This is a genomic window from Xanthobacter cornucopiae, from assembly GCF_043195065.2.
GTDB lineage: Bacteria > Pseudomonadota > Alphaproteobacteria > Rhizobiales > Xanthobacteraceae > Xanthobacter.
In genome coordinates this window covers 2,912,183-2,930,377 of the sequence record NZ_CM195531.1, presented here as the reverse complement: position 1 = coordinate 2,930,377, position 18,195 = coordinate 2,912,183, and the positions used below count along the sequence as shown (strand labels likewise).

At 71.4% G+C, this 18,195-nt stretch carries 17 protein-coding genes; 13 read left to right on the top strand and 4 right to left on the bottom strand.

Features of this window, described 5'->3' with window-relative positions; all coding sequences use genetic code 11:
* Positions 1-75: 75 nt before the first annotated feature.
* The 8 genes from V5F53_RS12890 to V5F53_RS12855 all read left to right on the top strand — a co-directional run bounded on the left by V5F53_RS12890 (position 76) and on the right by V5F53_RS12855 (position 7,651).
* Positions 76-768, top strand: a complete 693-nt coding sequence (locus V5F53_RS12890; protein ID WP_393997944.1) for a hypothetical protein — start codon at positions 76-78, stop codon at positions 766-768.
* Positions 765-2,753, top strand: a complete 1,989-nt coding sequence (locus V5F53_RS12885) for an MFS transporter (RefSeq protein ID WP_393997945.1) — start codon at positions 765-767, stop codon at positions 2,751-2,753. Before V5F53_RS12890 ends, V5F53_RS12885 begins: the two co-directional genes overlap by 4 nt.
* Positions 2,753-3,769 (top strand): ABC transporter substrate-binding protein, encoded by a 1,017-nt coding sequence (locus tag V5F53_RS12880; RefSeq protein ID WP_393997946.1) that lies wholly within the window; start codon positions 2,753-2,755, stop codon positions 3,767-3,769. The genes V5F53_RS12885 and V5F53_RS12880 overlap by 1 nt, the downstream gene beginning before the upstream one ends.
* Positions 3,766-4,449, top strand: a complete 684-nt coding sequence (locus tag V5F53_RS12875) for a GNAT family protein (RefSeq protein ID WP_393997947.1) — start codon at positions 3,766-3,768, stop codon at positions 4,447-4,449. Before V5F53_RS12880 ends, V5F53_RS12875 begins: the two co-directional genes overlap by 4 nt.
* Before the next feature lie 230 nt (positions 4,450-4,679).
* Positions 4,680-5,042: an STAS domain-containing protein gene (locus V5F53_RS12870; protein ID WP_393997948.1), complete on the top strand. Its 363-nt coding sequence runs from the start codon at positions 4,680-4,682 to the stop codon at positions 5,040-5,042.
* Between the two features lie 9 nt (positions 5,043-5,051).
* Positions 5,052-5,501 carry an ATP-binding protein gene (locus V5F53_RS12865; protein ID WP_393997949.1) on the top strand — a complete coding sequence of 150 codons (450 nt, stop codon included), beginning with the start codon at positions 5,052-5,054 and terminating at the stop codon, positions 5,499-5,501.
* Positions 5,502-5,721: 220 nt separating this feature from the next.
* Positions 5,722-7,359, top strand: coding sequence for a Na/Pi symporter (locus V5F53_RS12860; protein WP_393997950.1), 1,638 nt, complete (start codon positions 5,722-5,724; stop codon positions 7,357-7,359).
* Positions 7,349-7,651 carry an STAS domain-containing protein gene (locus V5F53_RS12855; protein ID WP_393997951.1) on the top strand — a complete coding sequence of 101 codons (303 nt, stop codon included), beginning with the start codon at positions 7,349-7,351 and terminating at the stop codon, positions 7,649-7,651. The genes V5F53_RS12860 and V5F53_RS12855 overlap by 11 nt, the downstream gene beginning before the upstream one ends.
* A 41-nt stretch (positions 7,652-7,692) precedes the next feature.
* Here the strand turns inward: V5F53_RS12855 and epmA are convergent, their stop codons facing one another.
* Entirely contained in the window at positions 7,693-8,682 is a 990-nt protein-coding gene (epmA, locus tag V5F53_RS12850; protein ID WP_509213011.1) for an EF-P lysine aminoacylase EpmA, read from the bottom strand.
* A 212-nt stretch (positions 8,683-8,894) separates the two neighbouring features.
* On the opposite strand from epmA, the gene efp reads away from it, so the two are divergent.
* Both efp and V5F53_RS12840 read left to right on the top strand, forming a co-directional pair.
* Positions 8,895-9,464: an elongation factor P gene (gene efp / locus V5F53_RS12845; protein WP_393997953.1), complete on the top strand. Its 570-nt coding sequence runs from the start codon at positions 8,895-8,897 to the stop codon at positions 9,462-9,464.
* A gap of 262 nt (positions 9,465-9,726) precedes the next feature.
* Positions 9,727-10,137 carry a response regulator gene (locus V5F53_RS12840; protein WP_393997954.1) on the top strand — a complete coding sequence of 137 codons (411 nt, stop codon included), beginning with the start codon at positions 9,727-9,729 and terminating at the stop codon, positions 10,135-10,137.
* A 195-nt stretch (positions 10,138-10,332) separates the two neighbouring features.
* Here the strand turns inward: V5F53_RS12840 and grpE are convergent, their stop codons facing one another.
* Both grpE and hrcA read right to left on the bottom strand, forming a co-directional pair.
* Positions 10,333-10,959 carry a nucleotide exchange factor GrpE gene (gene grpE / locus V5F53_RS12835; RefSeq protein WP_393997955.1) on the bottom strand — a complete coding sequence of 209 codons (627 nt, stop codon included), beginning with the start codon at positions 10,957-10,959 and terminating at the stop codon, positions 10,333-10,335.
* 114 nt (positions 10,960-11,073) lie between these two features.
* A complete protein-coding gene (gene hrcA / locus V5F53_RS12830; protein WP_393997956.1) occupies positions 11,074-12,174 on the bottom strand; it encodes a heat-inducible transcriptional repressor HrcA in 1,101 nt (366 codons plus the stop codon).
* A gap of 261 nt (positions 12,175-12,435) precedes the next feature.
* Between hrcA and rph the strand changes: the two genes are divergently transcribed.
* Genes rph through hemW form a run of 3 tightly spaced genes read left to right on the top strand, consistent with a single transcriptional unit; the run spans position 12,436 to position 14,995 of the window.
* On the top strand, positions 12,436-13,152 hold the full coding sequence (gene rph, locus V5F53_RS12825; protein WP_393997957.1) for a ribonuclease PH: 717 nt from the start codon (positions 12,436-12,438) through the stop codon (positions 13,150-13,152).
* Positions 13,149-13,784, top strand: a complete 636-nt coding sequence (rdgB, locus tag V5F53_RS12820) for an RdgB/HAM1 family non-canonical purine NTP pyrophosphatase (protein WP_393997958.1) — start codon at positions 13,149-13,151, stop codon at positions 13,782-13,784. The genes rph and rdgB overlap by 4 nt, the downstream gene beginning before the upstream one ends.
* On the top strand, positions 13,781-14,995 hold the full coding sequence (gene hemW / locus V5F53_RS12815) for a radical SAM family heme chaperone HemW (protein ID WP_393997959.1): 1,215 nt from the start codon (positions 13,781-13,783) through the stop codon (positions 14,993-14,995). Before rdgB ends, hemW begins: the two co-directional genes overlap by 4 nt.
* Before the next feature lie 254 nt (positions 14,996-15,249).
* Here hemW and V5F53_RS12810 read toward each other — a convergent pair whose 3' ends face one another.
* Positions 15,250-18,108, bottom strand: coding sequence for a heavy metal translocating P-type ATPase (locus V5F53_RS12810; RefSeq protein WP_393997960.1), 2,859 nt, complete (start codon positions 18,106-18,108; stop codon positions 15,250-15,252).
* Positions 18,109-18,195: the final 87 nt, after the last annotated feature.

Genomic DNA, 18,195 nt, shown 5'->3' with positions numbered 1-18,195 from the left:
TGCAATGTCATGGTGCTTCCCATCTTCATCCGAGCCTGACATGGTGTGGGGCACTCCACTTGGGGGAACTGTGGGATGACGCGCACAGCGCTGTGGCTCATCGGCGTGTTCGCGCTGATCGCGGCCGCCTGCGTCGCTTTCGGCGCCTATTTCTCGACCGTGACGCTGGTGAATGCCCACCGCTCGGCGGTGGAGTCCCGCTTCGCCATGACCGCCGAGCGTCTGGCCGGGGTGGTGGAGCGCGCGGCGGCGCTGGGCATCGCGCCGCCAGCCCAGGCGACGCTGGCCGCTTTGCTGGCCAGCGAAGCACGCATCGAGCCGGCGTTGCGCTCCATCGATCTGGTGGACGAGCATGGCGTGGTGCTGTTCTCGAGCGACCCGGCCCGGGTCGGCACCGCCGCGGAGCCGGCGTCGCCGCACGCCGTGCGGCGCACCGCCCTCAATGATTTCGACGAGCCCATCGCGCGGGTGGTCATGCGTTACGACCCGCAGGTGCTCGACGCCGGAGGCGCCGCCCTGCGCGCCGATCTGTGGCGCGTCGCGTGGCCGTCGCTGATCGGCGCCGCCGCGGCCACCCTGGCCGTGGGGCTGTTGCTGGCGGTGGCGCTGCGCCGCGCCGCGCGGCGGGCGGCCGATCCGTCCCGGTGGCCGTCCGCCGCCCGCGCGGCGCTCGCCGACGTGGATCTCGCCCATGCGTTTCTCGACGGCGGGCATGATGCGCCGGCCGGCCTGAAGGACGCCGTCGCGAGGCGGGAGGGCGGGCGATGATCGGTCTGCGGGCGGGCATCACCATCGCCATCGCGGCGATCTTGTGCGCGGCCCTCGGCCTCATCGGCTGGGGCGCGCAGCGGGCGGCGGAGCACACCATCGTTCCCGCCATCCTGGTGAAGGCGGAAAGCGTCGGCCGCTCCGCGGCGGCGCTGGTGGAGCGGGCGGACGCGGCCGGCATTCCGCTCGACCACCTGGTCGGGGTCGCCGCCTATTTCGACGAGCTGCGCGCGGCCAATGCCGAGTTCGCCGAGTTACGCCTCAGCCTCGCCGGCGCCGGCGAGGCCGCGCGCTCCGGCAGCGCGGAGGGGCTGGGCGCGGCGACGGTGGTGCGGGTGCCGGTGACGCGGGCGGGGGCGCCGGTGGGCGAGATCGCCATCACCATCGATCCGTCGGTGGTGGGGCGGCAGGTGGCGGCGGTGCTGCTCGACGTGGCCTTCATCGGCGTGGTGGCGCTGCTGGTGGCGCTGGAACTGGTGGCGCTGGTGGTGGGCACGCGCGGCATCGAGGCGGTGGCGGCGGTGGAGCAGCGGTTGCGGGCGCTGGCCCGGGGCCGCCTCAGCCTGCACCAGAGCGGCGCCGGAACCGGCGCCGAGCCGCTGCTGGAGCCCGTGGACACCCAGGTGGCGCGCCTTGGCGCGCGCCACGCCCGGGCCCGCGCCGAGGCCGGGCAACGGGGCGACGCGGCGCTGGCCGGCCACCTCGACGCGCTGGCGGAGCGTACCGGCCTCGGCGAGGTGGTGGCCACCGAGAGCCGGCTCGCCGGCGCCATCCGCCCCGCGCTGTTCCTGTTCATGCTGGCGGAGGAACTGACCCGTCCGTTTCTGCCGCGCCTCGCCCAGGCGCTGGCGCCGGCCGGCGGCGGGCTCAGCCCCGACACGGCGGCGAGCCTGCCCATCGTCGCCTTCATGGCGGTGGTGGCGGCTTTCCAGATTCCCTTCGCCGGCCTGTCCGAACGGCTGGGCCGCCGCTCGGGCTTCGCGGCCGGGGCGCTGCTGGCGGCGGCGGGCTATGCCCTTTCGGCCGTGAGCCACGATTATGTCCTGTTCCTCGGGGCCCGGATCGTGGCCGGCGTGGGCTATGCCCTGGTGTTCGTGTCGGCGCAGGGGCATGTGGTGGATCATTCCCACGGCGCCGGGCGCAGCGCGGCGCTGGCGGTGTTCGTGCGGGCGATCATGGTGGCCTGCCTGTGCGGGCCGCCCATCGGTGGCGTGATCGCCGACCGGCTGGGGCCGTCGGCGGCGCTCGGCGCGTCGGCGGCGCTGGCCCTGGTGGCGCTGGGGGTGGTGCTGATGGTGGTGCCGCGCGGCGTTCCCCGCGCGGTTCACGCCACGCTGTCGGTGGGCGACCTGCTGCGGGCGACGCGGGCGCCGCGCCTGATGGCGCTGCTGGTGGGCTGCGCCTTTCCCGCCAAGCTGCTGTTCGCGGCGCTGTGCCTGCTGCTGGTGCCGCTGGAGCTGCAGCGCCAGGGCTATTCGGCGGCGGCCATCGGCCGCTTCCAGATGATCTATCCGCTGGTGATGGTGCTGGCGGTGCCGGTGTTCGCCGCGCTTGCCGACCGGCTGAAGGCGCGGGCGGCGTTCGTGGTGGCCGGCGGCCTGGTGTCGGGGCTGGGGGCGCTGGCGGTGCCGCTTTATCCCTCGGTGGGGCTGATCGTGTTCGCGCTGGCGATGCTGGGGCTCGGGCAGGCGCTCTCCATCGCCTCGCAATCGGCGCTGGTGGCGGACACCGCCGCCCATTCCGGCTTCAGTGCCGCCGGCGTGCTCGGCCTGTTCCGGCTGGTGGAACGGTCCGGCAACGCCGCCGGGCCGGCGGGAGCGGGCATTCTGCTGGCGGCGGCGGGTTTTTCCGTTACAACGGCGCTGATGGGCGCCGTGGTTGTGGCGGGCGCGGTGGTTTTCGCGCTATCGGGACGCCGCGCCGCCGCGCCGTCCGGCTCGCGCCGCGCCACCCGCGCGGCCACCTCCGAAGGGAGCCCCGTGTGATGGATCGCCGTACGCTTCTTTCCCTCGGCCTCGGTGCCGGCGCCGCCGGCCTTCTGGGTCGTGCCGGGCCCTCCCGCGCCGACGGCGCGTCCCGCGCGTTTCGCATCCTGATGCTGACGTTCCGCGGCGAGACCGACGTGGAGCGCGGCTTTCGCGACTATTTCGCCGCCAACGAGATCAACGTCGAATTCCTCACCAAGGACGTGGAGCGAGACGCGGCGCGGGTGCGGCCGATCCTCCAGGAGGTGTTGCCCACCTTCAAGCCGGACCTGATCTACACTTACGGGACGCCCAACACCCTGGCGGTCGTGGGCCCCTACGACGCCCCGCCCGACGCGCCGTTCGTGCGCGACATTCCGGTGGTGTTCGCGCTGGTGGCGGCGCCGGTGCAGGTGAAGATCGCGCCGTCCCTGGCCTCGTCCGGGCGCAATGTCACCGGCGCCGTGCACGTGGTGCCCACCGACGTGCAGATGCGCGCCATGCAGAGCTACAAGCCGTTCCAGAAGGTGGGGGTGATCTATTCCCCCAACGAAAAGAACTCGGTCGCCATCATCGAGGAGATGCGCGCCTTCTGCGGCGCCAGCGGCATCGAGGTGCTGGCGCAGCCGCTGGCCGTGCAGGGCACCCGCGCCACCGGCGAGGGGGTGGAGGGCTTCGTGCGCAGCCTGAAGGACCAGGGTGCCGACTGGCTGTACCTGCCGGCGGACACTTTCCTCGCCTCCATCTTCGACCGGGTCGGGCCCACCGCGCTCAAGGTGAAGCTGCCCACCTTCGGCGCCACCGAGTTCTTCCTGCGCGAGGGCGTCGGCCTGGTGGGGCTTGTCAGCCGCTACTACTCGGTCGGCCAGCTCGCCGCCTCCAAGGCGGCCGAGATCCTGACGGAGCATGTGCCGCCGCGGAACATTCCCATTGAGACGCTGCGCCGCTTCGCCCTCATCATCAACATGGGCGTGGCCAAGCAGCTTGGCATCTACCCGCCCATCGCGATGCTCAACTATGCGGAAGTGATCACGTGACCATGGCCCTCAGCGCCGCCAGCCCGGCCGTTTCGCTCCGCGCCCGCGACCTCGGCCCGGAGCATCTCGACGCGGTCGAGCATCTGCACCGCCTCGCCGTCGGCCCGGTGGCGCGGCCGGAGATCGTGAAGCCGGAGAGCCGCGCTTATTTCGAAGGCATCCTGTCGGGGCGCGGCCGCGTCGTTGGGCTGCTGGAGGGGGAGCGCCTCGTGGCCTATGGCATCCTGCAGCACGACCACACGCCCGCGGACGGTCCGCACCGCCTGCTGAAGCTGCCTGTGGAAACCGCGGTGGGGCGCCTGGCCGGGGCCTCGGTGCATCCCGACTACAGAGGCCTCGGGTTGCAGCGGCGGGTCATCGCCGAACGGGTGGCCGCGGCGCCGCCGCACATGGTGCTGTTCTCCACCGCCGCGCCGGTCAATGCGCCGAGCTGGTCGAACCTCCTGTCGGGGGGCTTTCCCATCGTCGGCATCGAGCGCTTCTTCGGCGGCTATGCGCGCTATGTGATGGTGCGCGCCGCCGCCGACCACGACCCCGACACGGCCGTGGTGGTCGATCCGCGCGACTTTCCCCGCCAGCAGACGCTGTTCGCCGATGGCTGGCGGGGCTATGCGCGCGCGGTCCTGCCGGGCGGCGAGCCTGGCGTCCTGTTCGCGCGCCCGCGCCCGCCCGGTGCCTGAAGGTGGCCCCGCGCGGGGCGGTCAACGCGGCAGGGCTCCTGACCTTTCGGCCGGGAAAACGCGCCGGGGCAACGCCCTAGCGCTTTTTGCGGTTCTTCGGCGCGGCGAAATGCTCTAGATTGCGCCGCGCGGGGTAAGCGGGAAGCCACACCGCCGCGCCGGTTGATGCGCGGTGGCTCAAATCCGGGTGGTCCAACCTGGGTGGCCCCAAGTTCGAGAGAACCGCGGACATGAAGATCGAGACCTCATCGTTGGCGCCGGACGTCCTGCTCGTCTGCCTGAGCGGCAGGCTCGACATCGCCGGAGCTGCGCAGGTGGAAGGCGAGTTCGGCGCGCAGGCGAGCAAGGCGCGCGTGGTGGTGGTGGACCTGTCGGACACACCGTTCGTCGCCTCGATCGGCATCCGCCTGCTGTTGGCCAATGCCAAGGCGCTCAGCCGGCGAAACGGCAGCATGCTGCTGTGCGGCTGCGACCCGCAGGTGGAGCGCGTGCTGCGCTCGACCGGCGTCGACCAGCTCATCGCCCTGGTGCCCTCGCGCGAGGCGGCGCTGGCCGAGGTGGGCACGATCGCGACCGGCGGCACGGCGACCTGACCGGCGGCCATGACCACGCCCCCCGCAGCCGATACCCTGATTTCTGCGCTGCGGGTCGGCGCGGACATCGCCTCCATCTCCCGGGCGACGTCCTGGCTGGCCGATCTGGCCGAGCGGGAAGGCTGGCCCGGCGCCATGCGATTCGGCCTTGAGCTGAGCCTGGAGGAGGCGCTCACCAACGTCATCTCCTACGGCTTCTCGAGCGCCACCGACGATCCCGCCATCCGCCTGGAGGCGCACCGGCTGGCGGCGGGACGGGTGGCGCTGCGTCTGATCGACAACGGCATCCCCTTCGATCCCACCACCATCGCCGAGCCCGAGGCGGTGGACAGCATCGAGGAGGCCCGGATCGGCGGCCATGGGGTGCAGCTGATGCGCCATTTCCTGGAAAGCCTCGCCTATCGGCGCGAGGGCAACGAGAACCAGCTGACCCTGGTGGCGGCGCCGGCCGCGCCGTAGGCGCGCGGCGGTGTGCCTCGATGTCCCGGTCCCTGGGCGCTGTCGCATGCCTGACATGAGTGGGTGCTAAGCACCGCCCTTTAGTTCAGCGCCGTTTCAAAGACCCTGCGCGCGTTGCGCCCGGGCCCGCACGCGTTCCGCGGCGGGCCGTCGCCGGGGCGCGCGCACGCGGGCGATGCTGGGCCCCGCGTCCGCCGATGGTGAGTTCCAGGATGATTCCATGACGATCTTGGCGGAAATCCTCGCCGGCCTCGGGCTGCTGTTCGTCGGTCTCAAGCTGTTGTCCTCCCACCTCCAGCAGGCGACCGGCCGGGGCGTGCGCCGGCTGCTGCGCGGCGCCACCCGTTCGCCCGTGGCGGGTCTGCTGTCGGGGAGCCTCGCCGGGGCGGCCACCCAGTCGAGCAATGCCGTGGCCATCATCTGCGGCAATCTGGTACGGGGCGGGGTGCTGACCACGCGGGATGCCATCGCCGTGGTGGCGGGCGGCAACGTGGGCACCGCGGCGCTGGTGTTCGTCGCCGCCTTCGATTTTCGGCTGGTGGTGCTGTATTTCCTGGCGCTGGTGGGCTTCGGCTTTCAGTTCCGGCTCGACCGCCGCCCGCCGGGCCGGGAATGGATGGGGGTCGCCCTCGGCCTCGCGCTCGCCCTGCTGGGCCTCGATTTCATCAAGCAGGGGCCGCGTGCTCTGGACCCGGCGGCGCTGTCGGCCCTGGCCGGGGGGCTCGATGTCGGGCTGGCGCCGCTGGTCGGCTTCGCTGCCGGGCTCGCGGCGGCGGCGCTCAGCCAGTCCTCGTCCACGCCTACCATCCTGGTGCTGGCGCTGCTCCAGTCGGGGATGATGGGGCTCGACACCGCCTTCTTCGTGGTGGTGGGGGCGAACCTCGGCTCCGGGCTCGCCACGCTCATCGCCGCCGGCGGGCTGGAGGGCACCGGCCGGCAGCTGTGCTATGTCCATATCCTGGTCAAGGGCCTGGGCTGCCTGCTGATGCTGGCGCTCTGGGGGGGCGTGGCGCTGGCGGGGGCCGATCCGGAGGGCGGGCTCGCCGGCCTCGGTGGAGGGCAGGCCTCGGTCGCCATCTCGCTGCTGTTCCTGGCCCTGCAGGTGGCCGGCGCGGTGCCGGTGGCCATGGCGCGCGGCTGGACCGAGGCGGTGGCCATCCACTTCAGTCCGCCCACCCTGGAGGATGGGGCCTCCCGGCCCCGCTACATCCACGACCGCGCGCTGGAGGCGCCCGCCACCGCCCTCGATCTGTCGGACCGGGAGATCCGCCGGCTGATCCAGCTGCTGCCGACGCTGCTGCCGGATCTGGACATGGCCGAGGCCGGAGGCGCCGGCGAGCGGCTTGCCCTGTGGCGCGGCGCCGCCGCCATCGCCGCCGCCACCGACCAGTTCCTGTCCGATCTCATCGGCCGCGCCATGGAACGCGAGAGCCTCGACATCGCCCTCGGCCAGCAGGGGCTGATGGAGCTGATCCGCCTGCTGCAGGACACGCTGCATGATCTCGCGGAGGTGGTGGAAAGCTACGACGCGGTGCCGCAGCTCGCCTTCAACCTGTCCGAATCGCTGCGGACGATCGTGCTGTCCCTGGCCGACGCCGACAATCCCGACGACTATGAGGTGATCGCCGCCCTCACCGCCGATCGCAGCGAGTTGCTCAACCGCATCCGCCGGGGCCTGGTGGGCGCCTCGCTGGGGAGCGGCGAGGATGCACGGCGCCTCCTGCTCGCCACCAGCCTGTTCGAGCGCGCCACCTGGCTGATCCGCCGGATCGCCGTGGCGTTGCGCCCTGCGGCGAATGACGATAAGCCGGGGGACCAAACGGTGTCCGCGGAGCGGAAAGACATCCATGCACATTGAGCGTGAACAGGTTGATGGCGAGGTGCACCTGAAGGTGGCCGGGCGGCTCGACACCCCCAATGCCAAGCCGTTCGAGACCAGCCTGATGGAAGTGGTCTCCGTGACCGGCGGTCCCATCGTCGTCAATCTCGCCGGGGTGGACTATGTCTCCTCCTCCGGCCTCAGGGCCCTGCTGGTGGCCGGCAAGGCCATGCGCAACGCCAAGCGGCGGCTGGCTCTCACCTCCCTCCAGCCGCAGATCCGCGAGGTGTTCGACATCTCCGGCTTCTCGACCCTGTTCGAGATTTCCTGACCGGCGCGCGGCCGCGCCGGCAACCTTCCCGGTGGTCGTGCTCAGGGCATCGCCACCGGCGCCCACAGTACGTCCTCGATTCGCCGGGCGCCCGCCGCCAGCATCACCAGCCGGTCGAAGCCCATGGCGCAGCCCGCCGCGTCCGGCATCTGTCCCAGCGCCGCGAGAAAGTCCTCGTCCAGCGGATAGCGTTCGCCATAGAGGCGCTCCTTGAGCGCCATCTCATGGTCGAAGCGCCGGCGCTGCTCCTCGGGATCGGTCAGCTCGCCGAAGGCGTTAGCCAGCTCCAGGCCGCACGCATACAGCTCGAACCGCTCGGCGAAGCGGGGATCGTCCGGCTTCGGCCGCGCCAGTGCCGCCTCGCTCAAGGGGTAGTCGCACAGGAAGGTGGGTCGGCCCCGGCCGAGATGGGGCTCGACGCGCTCCACCAGCACTTTCGAGAAGATGTCCGCCCAGCCGTCGTCGGCGGCCACGCGGATGCCCGCCGCCCGCGCCGCCGCCGCCAGCGCCGCCGGATCGGCGGGGGCGCCGGGCGCGGGCAGGGTCGCGGGCAGATCGATGCCGGCATGCCGCGCGAAGGCCTCCGTGAGGGTCAGCCGTTCCGGCTCTGCGAACGGATCGCACACGCTGCCGCGATAGGTGAAGCCATCGACGCCACCGACGTGGGCGGCCAGCCGCAGCAGCTCGGTGCAGTCGGTCATGAGCTGGGCATAGGAAACGCCTGCCCGGTACCACTCCAGCATGGTGAATTCGGGATGGTGCGCCGGGCCGCGCTCGCCATTGCGGAACACGCGGGCCAGCTCGAACAGGCGCGGCTCGCCCGCGGCCAGCAGCTTCTTGGCGGTGAATTCCGGCGAGGTGCGCAGGTGCAGCGTGGCGCGGCGTCCATCGGGCGCGATCAGCTCGGTGGCGAAGGCGTGCAGGTGCGCTTCATTGCCCGGCGACACCTGGAGCACCGGCGTTTCCACCTCGACGAAGTCGCGGTCGAGGAAAAAGGCCCGGGTGGCGGCCGTGATCCGGCTCCGCGCCATGAGGAAGGGGCGCCGATCGGCATGGACCTCGCGGTCCCACCAGGGACTTTGGCCGGAACCAGATACCAATTTCACGGAGAAACGTCCTTCGCAAATGGGTTTGCGCGCCCGAAACCCCGCCGCGAGGGTGGCGCTCGGCGCGAAGATGGGTATGGTGCGGCCCGACGAAGATAAGCGGCACGCCGCCGCGTGAAGTTCAAGGAAGACGCGACGTGGTCAAGGTCATCGCCAGCTCCCTGCGCAAAGGCAATGTGGTCGATATCGACGACAAGCTCTATGTGGTGCTCACCGCCGAGAACATCCATCCCGGCAAGGGCACGCCGGTCACGCAGCTCGACATGCGCCGGATTTCCGATGGCGTGAAGATCTCGGAGCGTTATCGCACCACCGAGCAGGTGGAGCGCGCCTTCGTGGAAGATCGCCCCCATACCTTCCTGTATGAGGATTCGGAGGGCTACACCTTCATGAATCCCGAGAATTTCGAGCAGGTCACGGTCCCCAAGGACGTGATGGGCGACCTGGCGGTCTATCTGCAGGAAGGCATGGAATGCATGCTCTCCACCCATAACGGCAACCCCATCGCCATCGAGCTGCCGGCGCGGGTGACGCTGGAGATCGTGGACACCGAGCCGACCGTGAAGGGGCAGACCGCCTCCTCGTCCTACAAGCCGGCCAGGCTCTCCAATGGCGTGCGCACCATGGTGCCGCCGCACATTGCCGCCGGCACCCGCGTGGTCATCATGACCGCCGACGCCTCCTATGTGGAGCGCGCCAAGGACTGAGGAGGTCGCCCTCCCGCCGCATCCGCCTCCGCCGCGCCGGCGCGCCATGTCGTGCCGGGCGGCATCCTTCGCCTAAAGGTGGAGGGAACTTTCGCCATCGCCGCCCGTTCATCGGGAAAACGGCCGAAGCCGGTCCACAGCCCGCTGACGAATGATCTTCGTCGGCGGATACCGTCCAAGGTCGATGAGATGCCCCCGGATGCGCCCGCGCCGCCGGAGGGCCGGCAAAAGGCATGGGGCGATGGATCTTTCAGGATTGCGGGTGCTTGTCGTCGAAGACGAGTTCCTGGTGGCCCTGGGGCTGGGCGGCGATCTGCGGGCGCTGGGATGCGAGGTGGTGGGGCCGGTGGCCAGCCTGTCGGCGGCCATGGCGGCGGCCCGCCGGGAAGAGCTGGACGCGGCGCTGCTCGATGTCGCCCTGGGTGGAGAAACCGTGTTTCCCGCCGCCGCGGTGCTGGCGGCGCGGGCCGTGCCCTTCGTTTTCTGCTCCGCCTTCACCGGTCGCGAGCGCATGCCGCGCGAGTTCGCCGACCGGCCGCGGGTGTCGAAGCCATTTACGGGCTCCATCGTCGCCGCCGCCCTTGCCAAAGTGCTGGACCATCCGGCGCGCACGTCTGAGCCGGCGCGGTTCGCGGGTTTCGGCACCCTCGCGGCGGCCCGGGACCGGGCTTGAACCGTCCCGGAGCTCACACCCGTTCCATCCCGTGCACGGCCGCATGAGCGGGGCCTTGTCGGGTTCCATCATATCGCCCCGCGAAGGCCCGGAGGGCCACTGCGCGGGCGAGGGCCTCCGGCGGCGCCCGTCGCCCTCCGGCGCGAGCCCTGCCAGGGTTCGCGCCGGGCGCCGATCCTGCCCGTCGGGGTGTCGTCAGGCCTCGTCCTGGGGCTTGGCCTCGACCGGGGCCTCGGCCTTCGGGCCGCCGCGGGCCACGCCCACCAGGGCCGGGCGCAGCACCCGCTCGCCGATGACGTAGCCGGCCTGCACCACCTGCACCACCGTGCCGGCCGGCACCGAGGGGTCCGGCACCTCGAACATGGCCTGATGCAGGTTGGGGTCGAACTTCTCGCCGCGCGGCTCGATGCGGCGGATCTTGTGCTTTTCCAGCGCCTGGCCGAGGCCGCGCTCGGTGATCTCGATGCCTTCCAGCAGCGCCTTCACCGGACCTTCCGCCTTGTCCTTGGTCTCGTCGTCCACCGCCACCAGGGCGCGGGAGAGATCGTCGGCCACGGTCAGGATGTCGCGGGCGAAGGAGGCGATGCCATAGACCTTGGCGTCGGCGATCTCCTTGTCGGCGCGGCGGCGCACGTTCTCCGCCTCGGCGAAGGCGCGCAGGTACTTGTCCTTCAGCCCGGCGATCTCCGCTTCCAGGCGCTCTTTTTCCGCCTGGAGCGAGGGCTGTCCATTGGCTTCGGCGGCATCCGGCGTCCCCGCCGGGTTGAAGGCCGTGTCCTCGATCCCGTCGCCGGTCTCGGGCGCGCGCGTCTGCTCGCTCATCCGGTCTTTCCTTTTTGGCTGGATTTACGCCCCCGATGGGGCCTGCCGTGAGTCACACGGCATATCGGAGCCCGCCGCGCAAAAATCAAGCCTGCGCGATCAGATGTGGTCCCCTCAGGCGCTGTCGCCGCCCGGCGCGCCCAGCACCCGGCTCACCAGGCGTGCGGTGTAGTCCACCATGGGCACGATGCGCCCGTAGTTGAGCCGGGTCGGGCCGATCACGCCCAGCACGCCCACCACCCGGCCCTGGCCGTCGCGATAGGGGGCGACGATGGTCGAGGAGCCGGACAGGGAGAACAGGCGGTTCTCGGAGCCGATGAAGATGCGCAGCGCCTGCGCCTCCTCGGCGCGGCCCAGCAGGTCCACCACCTCGCTCTTGGCCTCGAAATCGTCGAACAGCAGGCGGATGCGCTCCAGGTCCTCCAGGGCGTGGAGGTCCTCCAGCAGCTTGGCCTGCCCGCGCACGATCAGTTTGCGCTCGGCCGGCTCGTCGCCGGACCAGGAGGCGAGCCCCTCCTCCACCACCCGCGCGGTGAGGGCGTCGAGGTCGCGCCGCAGCTCGGCCAGGAGGTTTTCCATCTCCGCCCGCGCCTCGCTCAGGGTGCGTCCGAGAATGTGGGCATTGAGGAAGTTGGTGGCCTCGGCCAGGGCGGAGGCCGGCAGGCCCGGCGGCAGCGCCACCGCGCGGTTCTCCACCTGCCCGTCCTCGGAGACCAGGATCACCAGCGCCCGGCCGGGATCGAGGGTGACGAACTCCACGTGCTTCAGGCGCGGGTCGGTCTTGGTGGCGGTCACCACCCCGGCGCCCCGGGCGAGGCCCGAGAGCAGCCCGGAGGCCTCCTTCAGCACCCCTTCCACGGTGGTGTTCTTGGCGGCGGCCATCACCTGCGTCTCGATATTGGTGCGGTCGCGCTCGTTGACGGCGCCCACCTCCATCAGCGCATCGACGAAGAAGCGCAGGCCGCGTTCCGTGGGCAGGCGTCCGGCGCTGGTGTGGGGGGCATAGATGAGGCCGGCCGCCTCCAGGTCGGCCATCACGTTGCGCACCGAGGCCGGCGACAGCGTCATGGGAATGAGGCGGGACAGGTTGCGCGAGCCCACCGGCTCGCCGGTCGCCAGATAGCTTTCCACGATCTGGCGGAAGATTTCGCGCGCCCGCGCGTCGATCTGCGCCAGCGCGCCGGAACCGATGGACAGGAGGGGGTCGATCGCCACGGGGAACACTCGCCTTCCTTGTGGCCTTCCTTCGGGCCAGTCGCGCGCACCTGCCGCGCGCACCTGCCGCGCGCACCTGCCGCGCGCGCCTGCCGCTGCGGCGGTGGCTTATTATGTGTCGCCTTCCGCCGTCGGCTTCAAGCCCGTTGGCGCGGCGGGTGCGGCGGTGTGCCAGTGCTGTTGCGCCCGCGCCCTTGCGGTTTCGCCCCCGCGCCCCCTAAAAGGAGCGCCCGAAAGCATTCGTACCTGAAGGAAGACACCATGCGCCCCAGCAAACGCGCGAGCAACGAAATGCGCGCCGTTTCCTTTGAACGGGGCGTGATGCGCCACGCGGAGGGCTCCTGCCTCGTCAAGTTCGGCGACACCCATGTGCTGGTGTCCGCCACCCTGGAAGAGCGCCTGCCGCCGTGGCTGAAGGGGCAGGGCCGGGGCTGGGTCACCGCCGAATATTCCATGCTGCCGCGCGCCACCCACGATCGCACCCGGCGCGAATCCACCACCGGGCGCCCCTCCGGACGCACCCAGGAGATCCAGCGGCTGATCGGCCGCTCGCTGCGCTCGGTCACCGACCTCGTGGCCATGGGCGAGAAGCAGATCACCATTGATTGCGACGTCATCCAGGCCGACGGCGGCACCCGCACCGCCTCCATCACCGGCGCCTGGATCGCCCTCTACGATTGCCTCGCCTGGATGCGCGCGCGCTCCATGATCAAGGAGATGCCGCTTCGGCAGCACGTGGCGGCGGTGTCGTGCGGCATTTATGAGGGCACGCCGGTGCTCGACCTCGACTATGCCGAGGATTCGGTGGCCGAGACCGACGCCAATTTCGTCATGACCGGTACCGGCGGCATCGTCGAGATCCAGGGCACCGCCGAGAAAACCCCCTTCTCCCAGGATGAGCTGCTGGCGCTGCTGGGGCTGGCCAAGGGCGGCGTCGACCAGCTGGTGGCGCTGCAGAAGCAGGCCATCGCCGGATGACCCATCGCCTTCTCACCGGGCGGCTGGTGGTCGCCACCCACAATCCCGGCAAGCTCATCGAGATGCGCATGCTGCTGGCGCCGCACGGGGTGGATGCGGTGTCCGCCGGCGAATTGGGCCTGGCCGAGCCGGAGGAGACCGCCGAGACCTTCGAGGGCAACGCCCGGCTGAAGGCGGAGGCGGCCGCCCAGGCGACCGGGCTCCCCGCCTTCGCCGACGATTCGGGGCTGGTGATCGACGCGCTCGGCGGCGCGCCGGGCATCCACACCGCCCGCTGGGCGGGGCCGGACCGCGACTTCGAGGCGGCCATGGAGAAGGTGGAGGCGGAACTGCAGAAGGTGGGCGCGACCCGGCCCGAGCAGCGCCGCGCCCGCTTTGTTTCCGCCTTGTGCATCGCCTGGCCGGACGGACACCTGGAGGAGTTCCAAGGTGTGGTCGAAGGCACGCTGGTGTGGCCACGGCGCGGCGCCAAGGGCTTCGGCTACGATCCCATGTTCGTGCCCGAGGACCACGCCCGCACGTTCGCCGAGATGACGGCGGACGAGAAGCATGCCATGCCGCCCAAGGGCTTCGGCCTGTCGCACCGGGCGCGGGCGTTCCTGAAGCTGTCGCAGGCGGTGCTGAGGGCGTGAGCGCGGACGCGAATACGCCGGCGCCGCCCGCCGCGCGCGCCGCGGATGCAGCGGGGGCGGACGCGGAGGGCGGCTTCGGCGTCTATGTGCATTGGCCGTTCTGCCTCGCCAAGTGCCCCTATTGCGATTTCAATTCGCATGTGCGGAAGGCGGAGCCCGACCAGGCGCGCTTCCTGGCGGCCTACCGGCGCGAGATTGCCCACATGCGGGCCCTCACCGGGCCGCGGCGGGCGGATACGGTCTTCTTCGGCGGCGGCACCCCCTCGCTGATGACGCCGCAGACGGTGGCGGGCATTCTCGAGGCCATCGATGCGGCATGGCCGCTCGCCGCCGGCGCCGAGGTGACGCTGGAGGCTAACCCCACCTCGGTGGAGGCCACGCGCTTCCATGGCTATCGGGCGGCGGGGGTCAACCGGGTATCGCTGGGCGTGCAGGCGCTGGAGGACGGCGACCTGAAGGGCCTCGGCCGCATGCATACGGTGGACGAGGCGTTGGCCGCCGTGGCCATCGCCCGCGCCGCCTTCGAGCGGGTGTCGTTCGATCTCATCTACGCCCGCCCCCGCCAGACCCCGGACGCGTGGGCGCGGGAGCTGCGGCGGGCGCTGGCCGAGGGCTGTTCCCATCTGTCGCTCTACCAGCTCACCATCGAGCCGGGGACGCCGTTCGAGCGCCTCTATGGCGCCGGCAAGCTGCTGCTGCCCGACGACGACCTGTCCCGTGCGCTGTGGGACGTGACGCAGGAGGTGACGGCGGCGGCTGGCCTTCCCGCCTATGAGATTTCCAACCATGCCCGCGCTGGCGAGGAGGCGCGGCACAATCTCGTCTATTGGCGCTACGGCACCTATGCCGGCATCGGCCCCGGTGCCCACGGGCGGATCGCGGTCGATGGCGTGCGCCGCGCCACCTATGTGGAGCGCATGCCCGACGCCTGGCTGGCGGCGGTGGAGCGGAACGGCCACGGCATCGTCACCGACGAGCCGCTGACCCGCCCCGAGCAGGCGGACGAGATGCTGCTGATGGGCCTGCGCCTGAAGGAGGGGGTGGACCTTGATCGCCACGCCCGCCTCGTCGGCCGCCCCCTCGCCGAGCCCCGCATCGCGGCGTTGGCGGAGATGGGAATGGTGCGGCGTGCGGGCGCGCGGCTGGCGGTGACGGAGGCTGGCTTCCCGGTGCTCAACGCGGTGATTGCGGCGCTGGCGGAGGGGAACTGAAGCCGGTGGCTTCCGGCCCGGTGCCGATGGCCGCGCCCACCCGGGGGGTGCTTCGCCGTCGCGTCGCGTTGCGCTTCGGGGTCGCACGGCGCGCGGGGGGGCATGGGCGCGGGCGAAGGGGGCGGCTCCGCTCAGCGGTGCGCGGCAGGGGGAGGGTCCTTCCCGGCACCGCCGCCCGGCCACCTCCTGCCGGGCGCGGTCCGCGCGCCGATGTTGCCGCCCCGCTTCCGTTCCGGCCGCGCCGGTGGCGCTCCTCAGTGGGGCCGCCACGCCCGCAGCAGCAGGGCGTTGGTGATGACGCTCACCGACGACAGGGCCATGGCCGCCGCCGCCACCATGGGCGAGAGCAGGAGCCCGAGCACCGGATAGAGAATGCCGGCGGCGATGGGAACCCCGGCGGCATTGTAGAGGAAGGCGAACACCAGGTTCCGGCGGATGTTGGACATGGTGGCCTTCGACAGCGCGCGGGCGTGGGAGATGCCCAACAGGTCGCCCTTGAGCAGGGTGATGCCGGCGCTTTCCATGGCGATGTCGGTGCCGGTGCCCATGGCGATGCCCACGTCGGCGACCGCCAGGGCCGGGGCGTCGTTCACGCCGTCGCCGGCCATGGCCACCACGTGGCCGTCCTTGCGCAGGCGCTCCACCACGGCCGCCTTGTGGGCGGGTAGCACTTCGGCTTCCACCTCGGTGATGCCCAGCTGCTTGGCCACGGCGAGGGCCGTGGTGCGGTTGTCCCCGGTCAGCATCACCACGCGCACGCCCTCGCGGGCGAGGCGCTTCAGGGCGGCGTCGGTGGTTTCCTTTACCGGATCGGCGATGGCGATGACGCCGGCGGCGCGCCCGTCCACCGCCACCATCACGGCGGTGGCGCCGTCCTGCTGGTGGCGTTCGGCGGCGGCGGTGAGGTGGTCGGTGGGCACGGCATGTTCGCCCAGGAAGGCGGCGTGGCCGATGACCACGGCGTGGCCGTCCACCTGGCCGCTGATGCCCTTGCCGGCGGGGCTTTCCACCTGCGTGGGCGCGGCGAGGGGCAGGTTGCGGGCCTTGGCCTCGGCCAACAGGGCGGTGGCGAGCGGATGCTCGCTGGCGCGCTCCAGGCTGGCGGCGAGGCGCAGCACGTCGGCGGCCTCGAAGCCGCGCAGGGGCTGCACCGCCGCCACCCTGGGCTTGCCCACGGTGAGGGTGCCGGTCTTGTCCACCACCACCACGTCCACCTTCTCCATGCGCTCCAGCGCCTCGGCGTTCTTCACCAGCACCCCGAGCTGGGCGCCGCGGCCCACGCCCACCATGATCGACATGGGGGTGGCAAGCCCGAGCGCGCAGGGGCAGGCGATGATGAGCACCGACACCGCGGCCATGAGAGCGAAGGTGAGGCTCGGCTCCGGCCCCACCGCCAGCCACACCGCGAAGGCGACGGCGGCGGCGGCCACCACCGCCGGCACGAACCAGCCGGAAACCTGGTCGGCGAGGCGCTGGATGGGTGCGCGCGAGCGCTGGGCGGCGGCCACCATCTGCACGATCTGCGCGAGCACGGTCTCGCGGCCCACCTTGTCGGCGCGCATCACGAAGGCGCCGGAGGAATTGACCGTGCCGCCGATGACCTTCTCGCCCACGTCCTTGGACACCGGCATGGATTCGCCGGTGACGAGGCTTTCGTCGACCACCGCGCGGCCTTCGGTGACGGTGCCGTCAACCGGCACCTTCTCGCCGGGCCGCACGCGCAGGGCATTGCCGGGGGCCACCAGCTCCAGGGCGATTTCGGCGTCGGTACCGTCGGCGCGGATGACGAGGGCGGTCTTGGGAGCGAGCGACAGCAGCGCCTTGATGGCGCCGGAGGTTTGGTCGCGGGCTTTGAGCTCCAGCACCTGGCCGAGCGCCACCAGCACGGTGATGACCGCCGCCGCCTCGAAATAGACCGGCACGCCGCCGTCATGGGTGTGGAATTCGGGCGGGAACAGGCCGGGCAGGAAGGTGGCCACCAGCGAATAGAGATAAGCCACCCCCGTGCCCATGCCGATGAGGGTGAACATGTTGAAATAGCGTGTCTTCAGCGAGAGCGCCGCGCGCACGAGGAAGGGCCAGCCCACCCACAGCACCACCGGCGTGGCGAACAGCACCTGCACATAATTGGAGGTCTGCTGCGGCAGCAGGTGCAGGCCGGCGAGGTGCTGGCCCATCTCCAGCACGAACACCGGCAGGGTCAGCGCCAAGCCGATCCAGAACCGCCGCGTCATGTCGGCAAGCTCGTGGTTGGGTCCCTCGTCCAGGGTGACGATCTCCGGCTCCAGCGCCATGCCGCAGATGGGGCAGATGCCGGGGCCCACCTGCCGGATTTCCGGGTCCATGGGGCAGGTGTAGATGGTGCCCTCCGGCACGGAGGCCGGCGGCGGTGGCGCCTTCTCGCCGGTGTAGACCGCCGGATCGGCCTTGAACTTGGTCTCGCAGGACGCGGAACAGAAGAAATAGGTCTTGCCGGCGTGGCGGGCGGCGTATTTCGCGCCGGCGGGCTCCACCGTCATGCCGCAGACCGGATCGACGACCGGGGCGAGATACGGCTCGGGATTGGCCTCGAACTTGGCCTTGCAGCCGTTGCAGCAGAAATGGAACGACCGGCCGTTGTAAAGGTTGAAGGGCTTGCCGGCCTCCGGCGCGGGGTCCACGTCCATGCCGCAGACCGGGTCCTTGACCTTGGCCGGGGGGGCGGACGACGCGGGGGCGTGTCCTGCGTGATCGTGTCCACCGCAGCAGGCGGCGGCAGCCGGGTCATCGCCCGCCGCAGGCGCGATGACCGCAGACTTGGCGGGCCGGGGCGGCAGGGCGAGCGGCGGTGGGGTATTGGCGAGGGCGCGTGCGGGGTCGGCGTCGAAGGTCTGCTTGCAGCCCTCGCAGCAGAACACATAGGTCTTGCCCTCGAAGGTGCTGGCGGGCTTGTCGGCGCCCAGGGGCACACTCATGCCGCACACCGGGTCGATGGCGGTGGCGGGGCTCGCGGCAGAGGGGGGCGGGGCGTTCAGGTCGAGGGGCGGCGGCGCCTTGCCGCCGCAGCAGTCGGACGCGCCGGCCGGGTGCGGGCCGGTGTGTCCATGGCCGTCGTGTGCGTGGTCTTGGGCCATTGCCGCTGTCCTCTCGGCTCCAGAAGCTCCGGGTTCAGCTGTAGCCCGTCCGCTCCGCGCGGCCTTGAGCTGGCGCATGCCCGGCAA

Excerpts from the sequence above, each read along its gene's own strand:
- V5F53_RS12890 (WP_393997944.1), top strand. The coding sequence starts at position 76 with ATGACGCGCACAGCGCTGTGGCTCATCGGCGTGTTCGCGCTGATCGCG.
- V5F53_RS12885 (WP_393997945.1), top strand. The coding sequence starts at position 765 with ATGATCGGTCTGCGGGCGGGCATCACCATCGCCATCGCGGCGATCTTG.
- V5F53_RS12880 (WP_393997946.1), top strand. The coding sequence starts at position 2,753 with ATGGATCGCCGTACGCTTCTTTCCCTCGGCCTCGGTGCCGGCGCCGCC.
- V5F53_RS12870 (WP_393997948.1), top strand. The coding sequence starts at position 4,680 with ATGAAGATCGAGACCTCATCGTTGGCGCCGGACGTCCTGCTCGTCTGC.
- V5F53_RS12865 (WP_393997949.1), top strand. The coding sequence starts at position 5,052 with ATGACCACGCCCCCCGCAGCCGATACCCTGATTTCTGCGCTGCGGGTC.
- V5F53_RS12860 (WP_393997950.1), top strand. The coding sequence starts at position 5,722 with ATGACGATCTTGGCGGAAATCCTCGCCGGCCTCGGGCTGCTGTTCGTC.
- V5F53_RS12855 (WP_393997951.1), top strand. The coding sequence starts at position 7,349 with ATGCACATTGAGCGTGAACAGGTTGATGGCGAGGTGCACCTGAAGGTG.
- epmA (WP_509213011.1), bottom strand. The coding sequence starts at position 8,682 with ATGGCGCGGAGCCGGATCACGGCCGCCACCCGGGCCTTTTTCCTCGAC.
- grpE (WP_393997955.1), bottom strand. The coding sequence starts at position 10,959 with ATGAGCGAGCAGACGCGCGCGCCCGAGACCGGCGACGGGATCGAGGAC.
- rph (WP_393997957.1), top strand. The coding sequence starts at position 12,436 with ATGCGCCCCAGCAAACGCGCGAGCAACGAAATGCGCGCCGTTTCCTTT.
- rdgB (WP_393997958.1), top strand. The coding sequence starts at position 13,149 with ATGACCCATCGCCTTCTCACCGGGCGGCTGGTGGTCGCCACCCACAAT.
- V5F53_RS12810 (WP_393997960.1), bottom strand. The coding sequence starts at position 18,108 with ATGGCCCAAGACCACGCACACGACGGCCATGGACACACCGGCCCGCAC.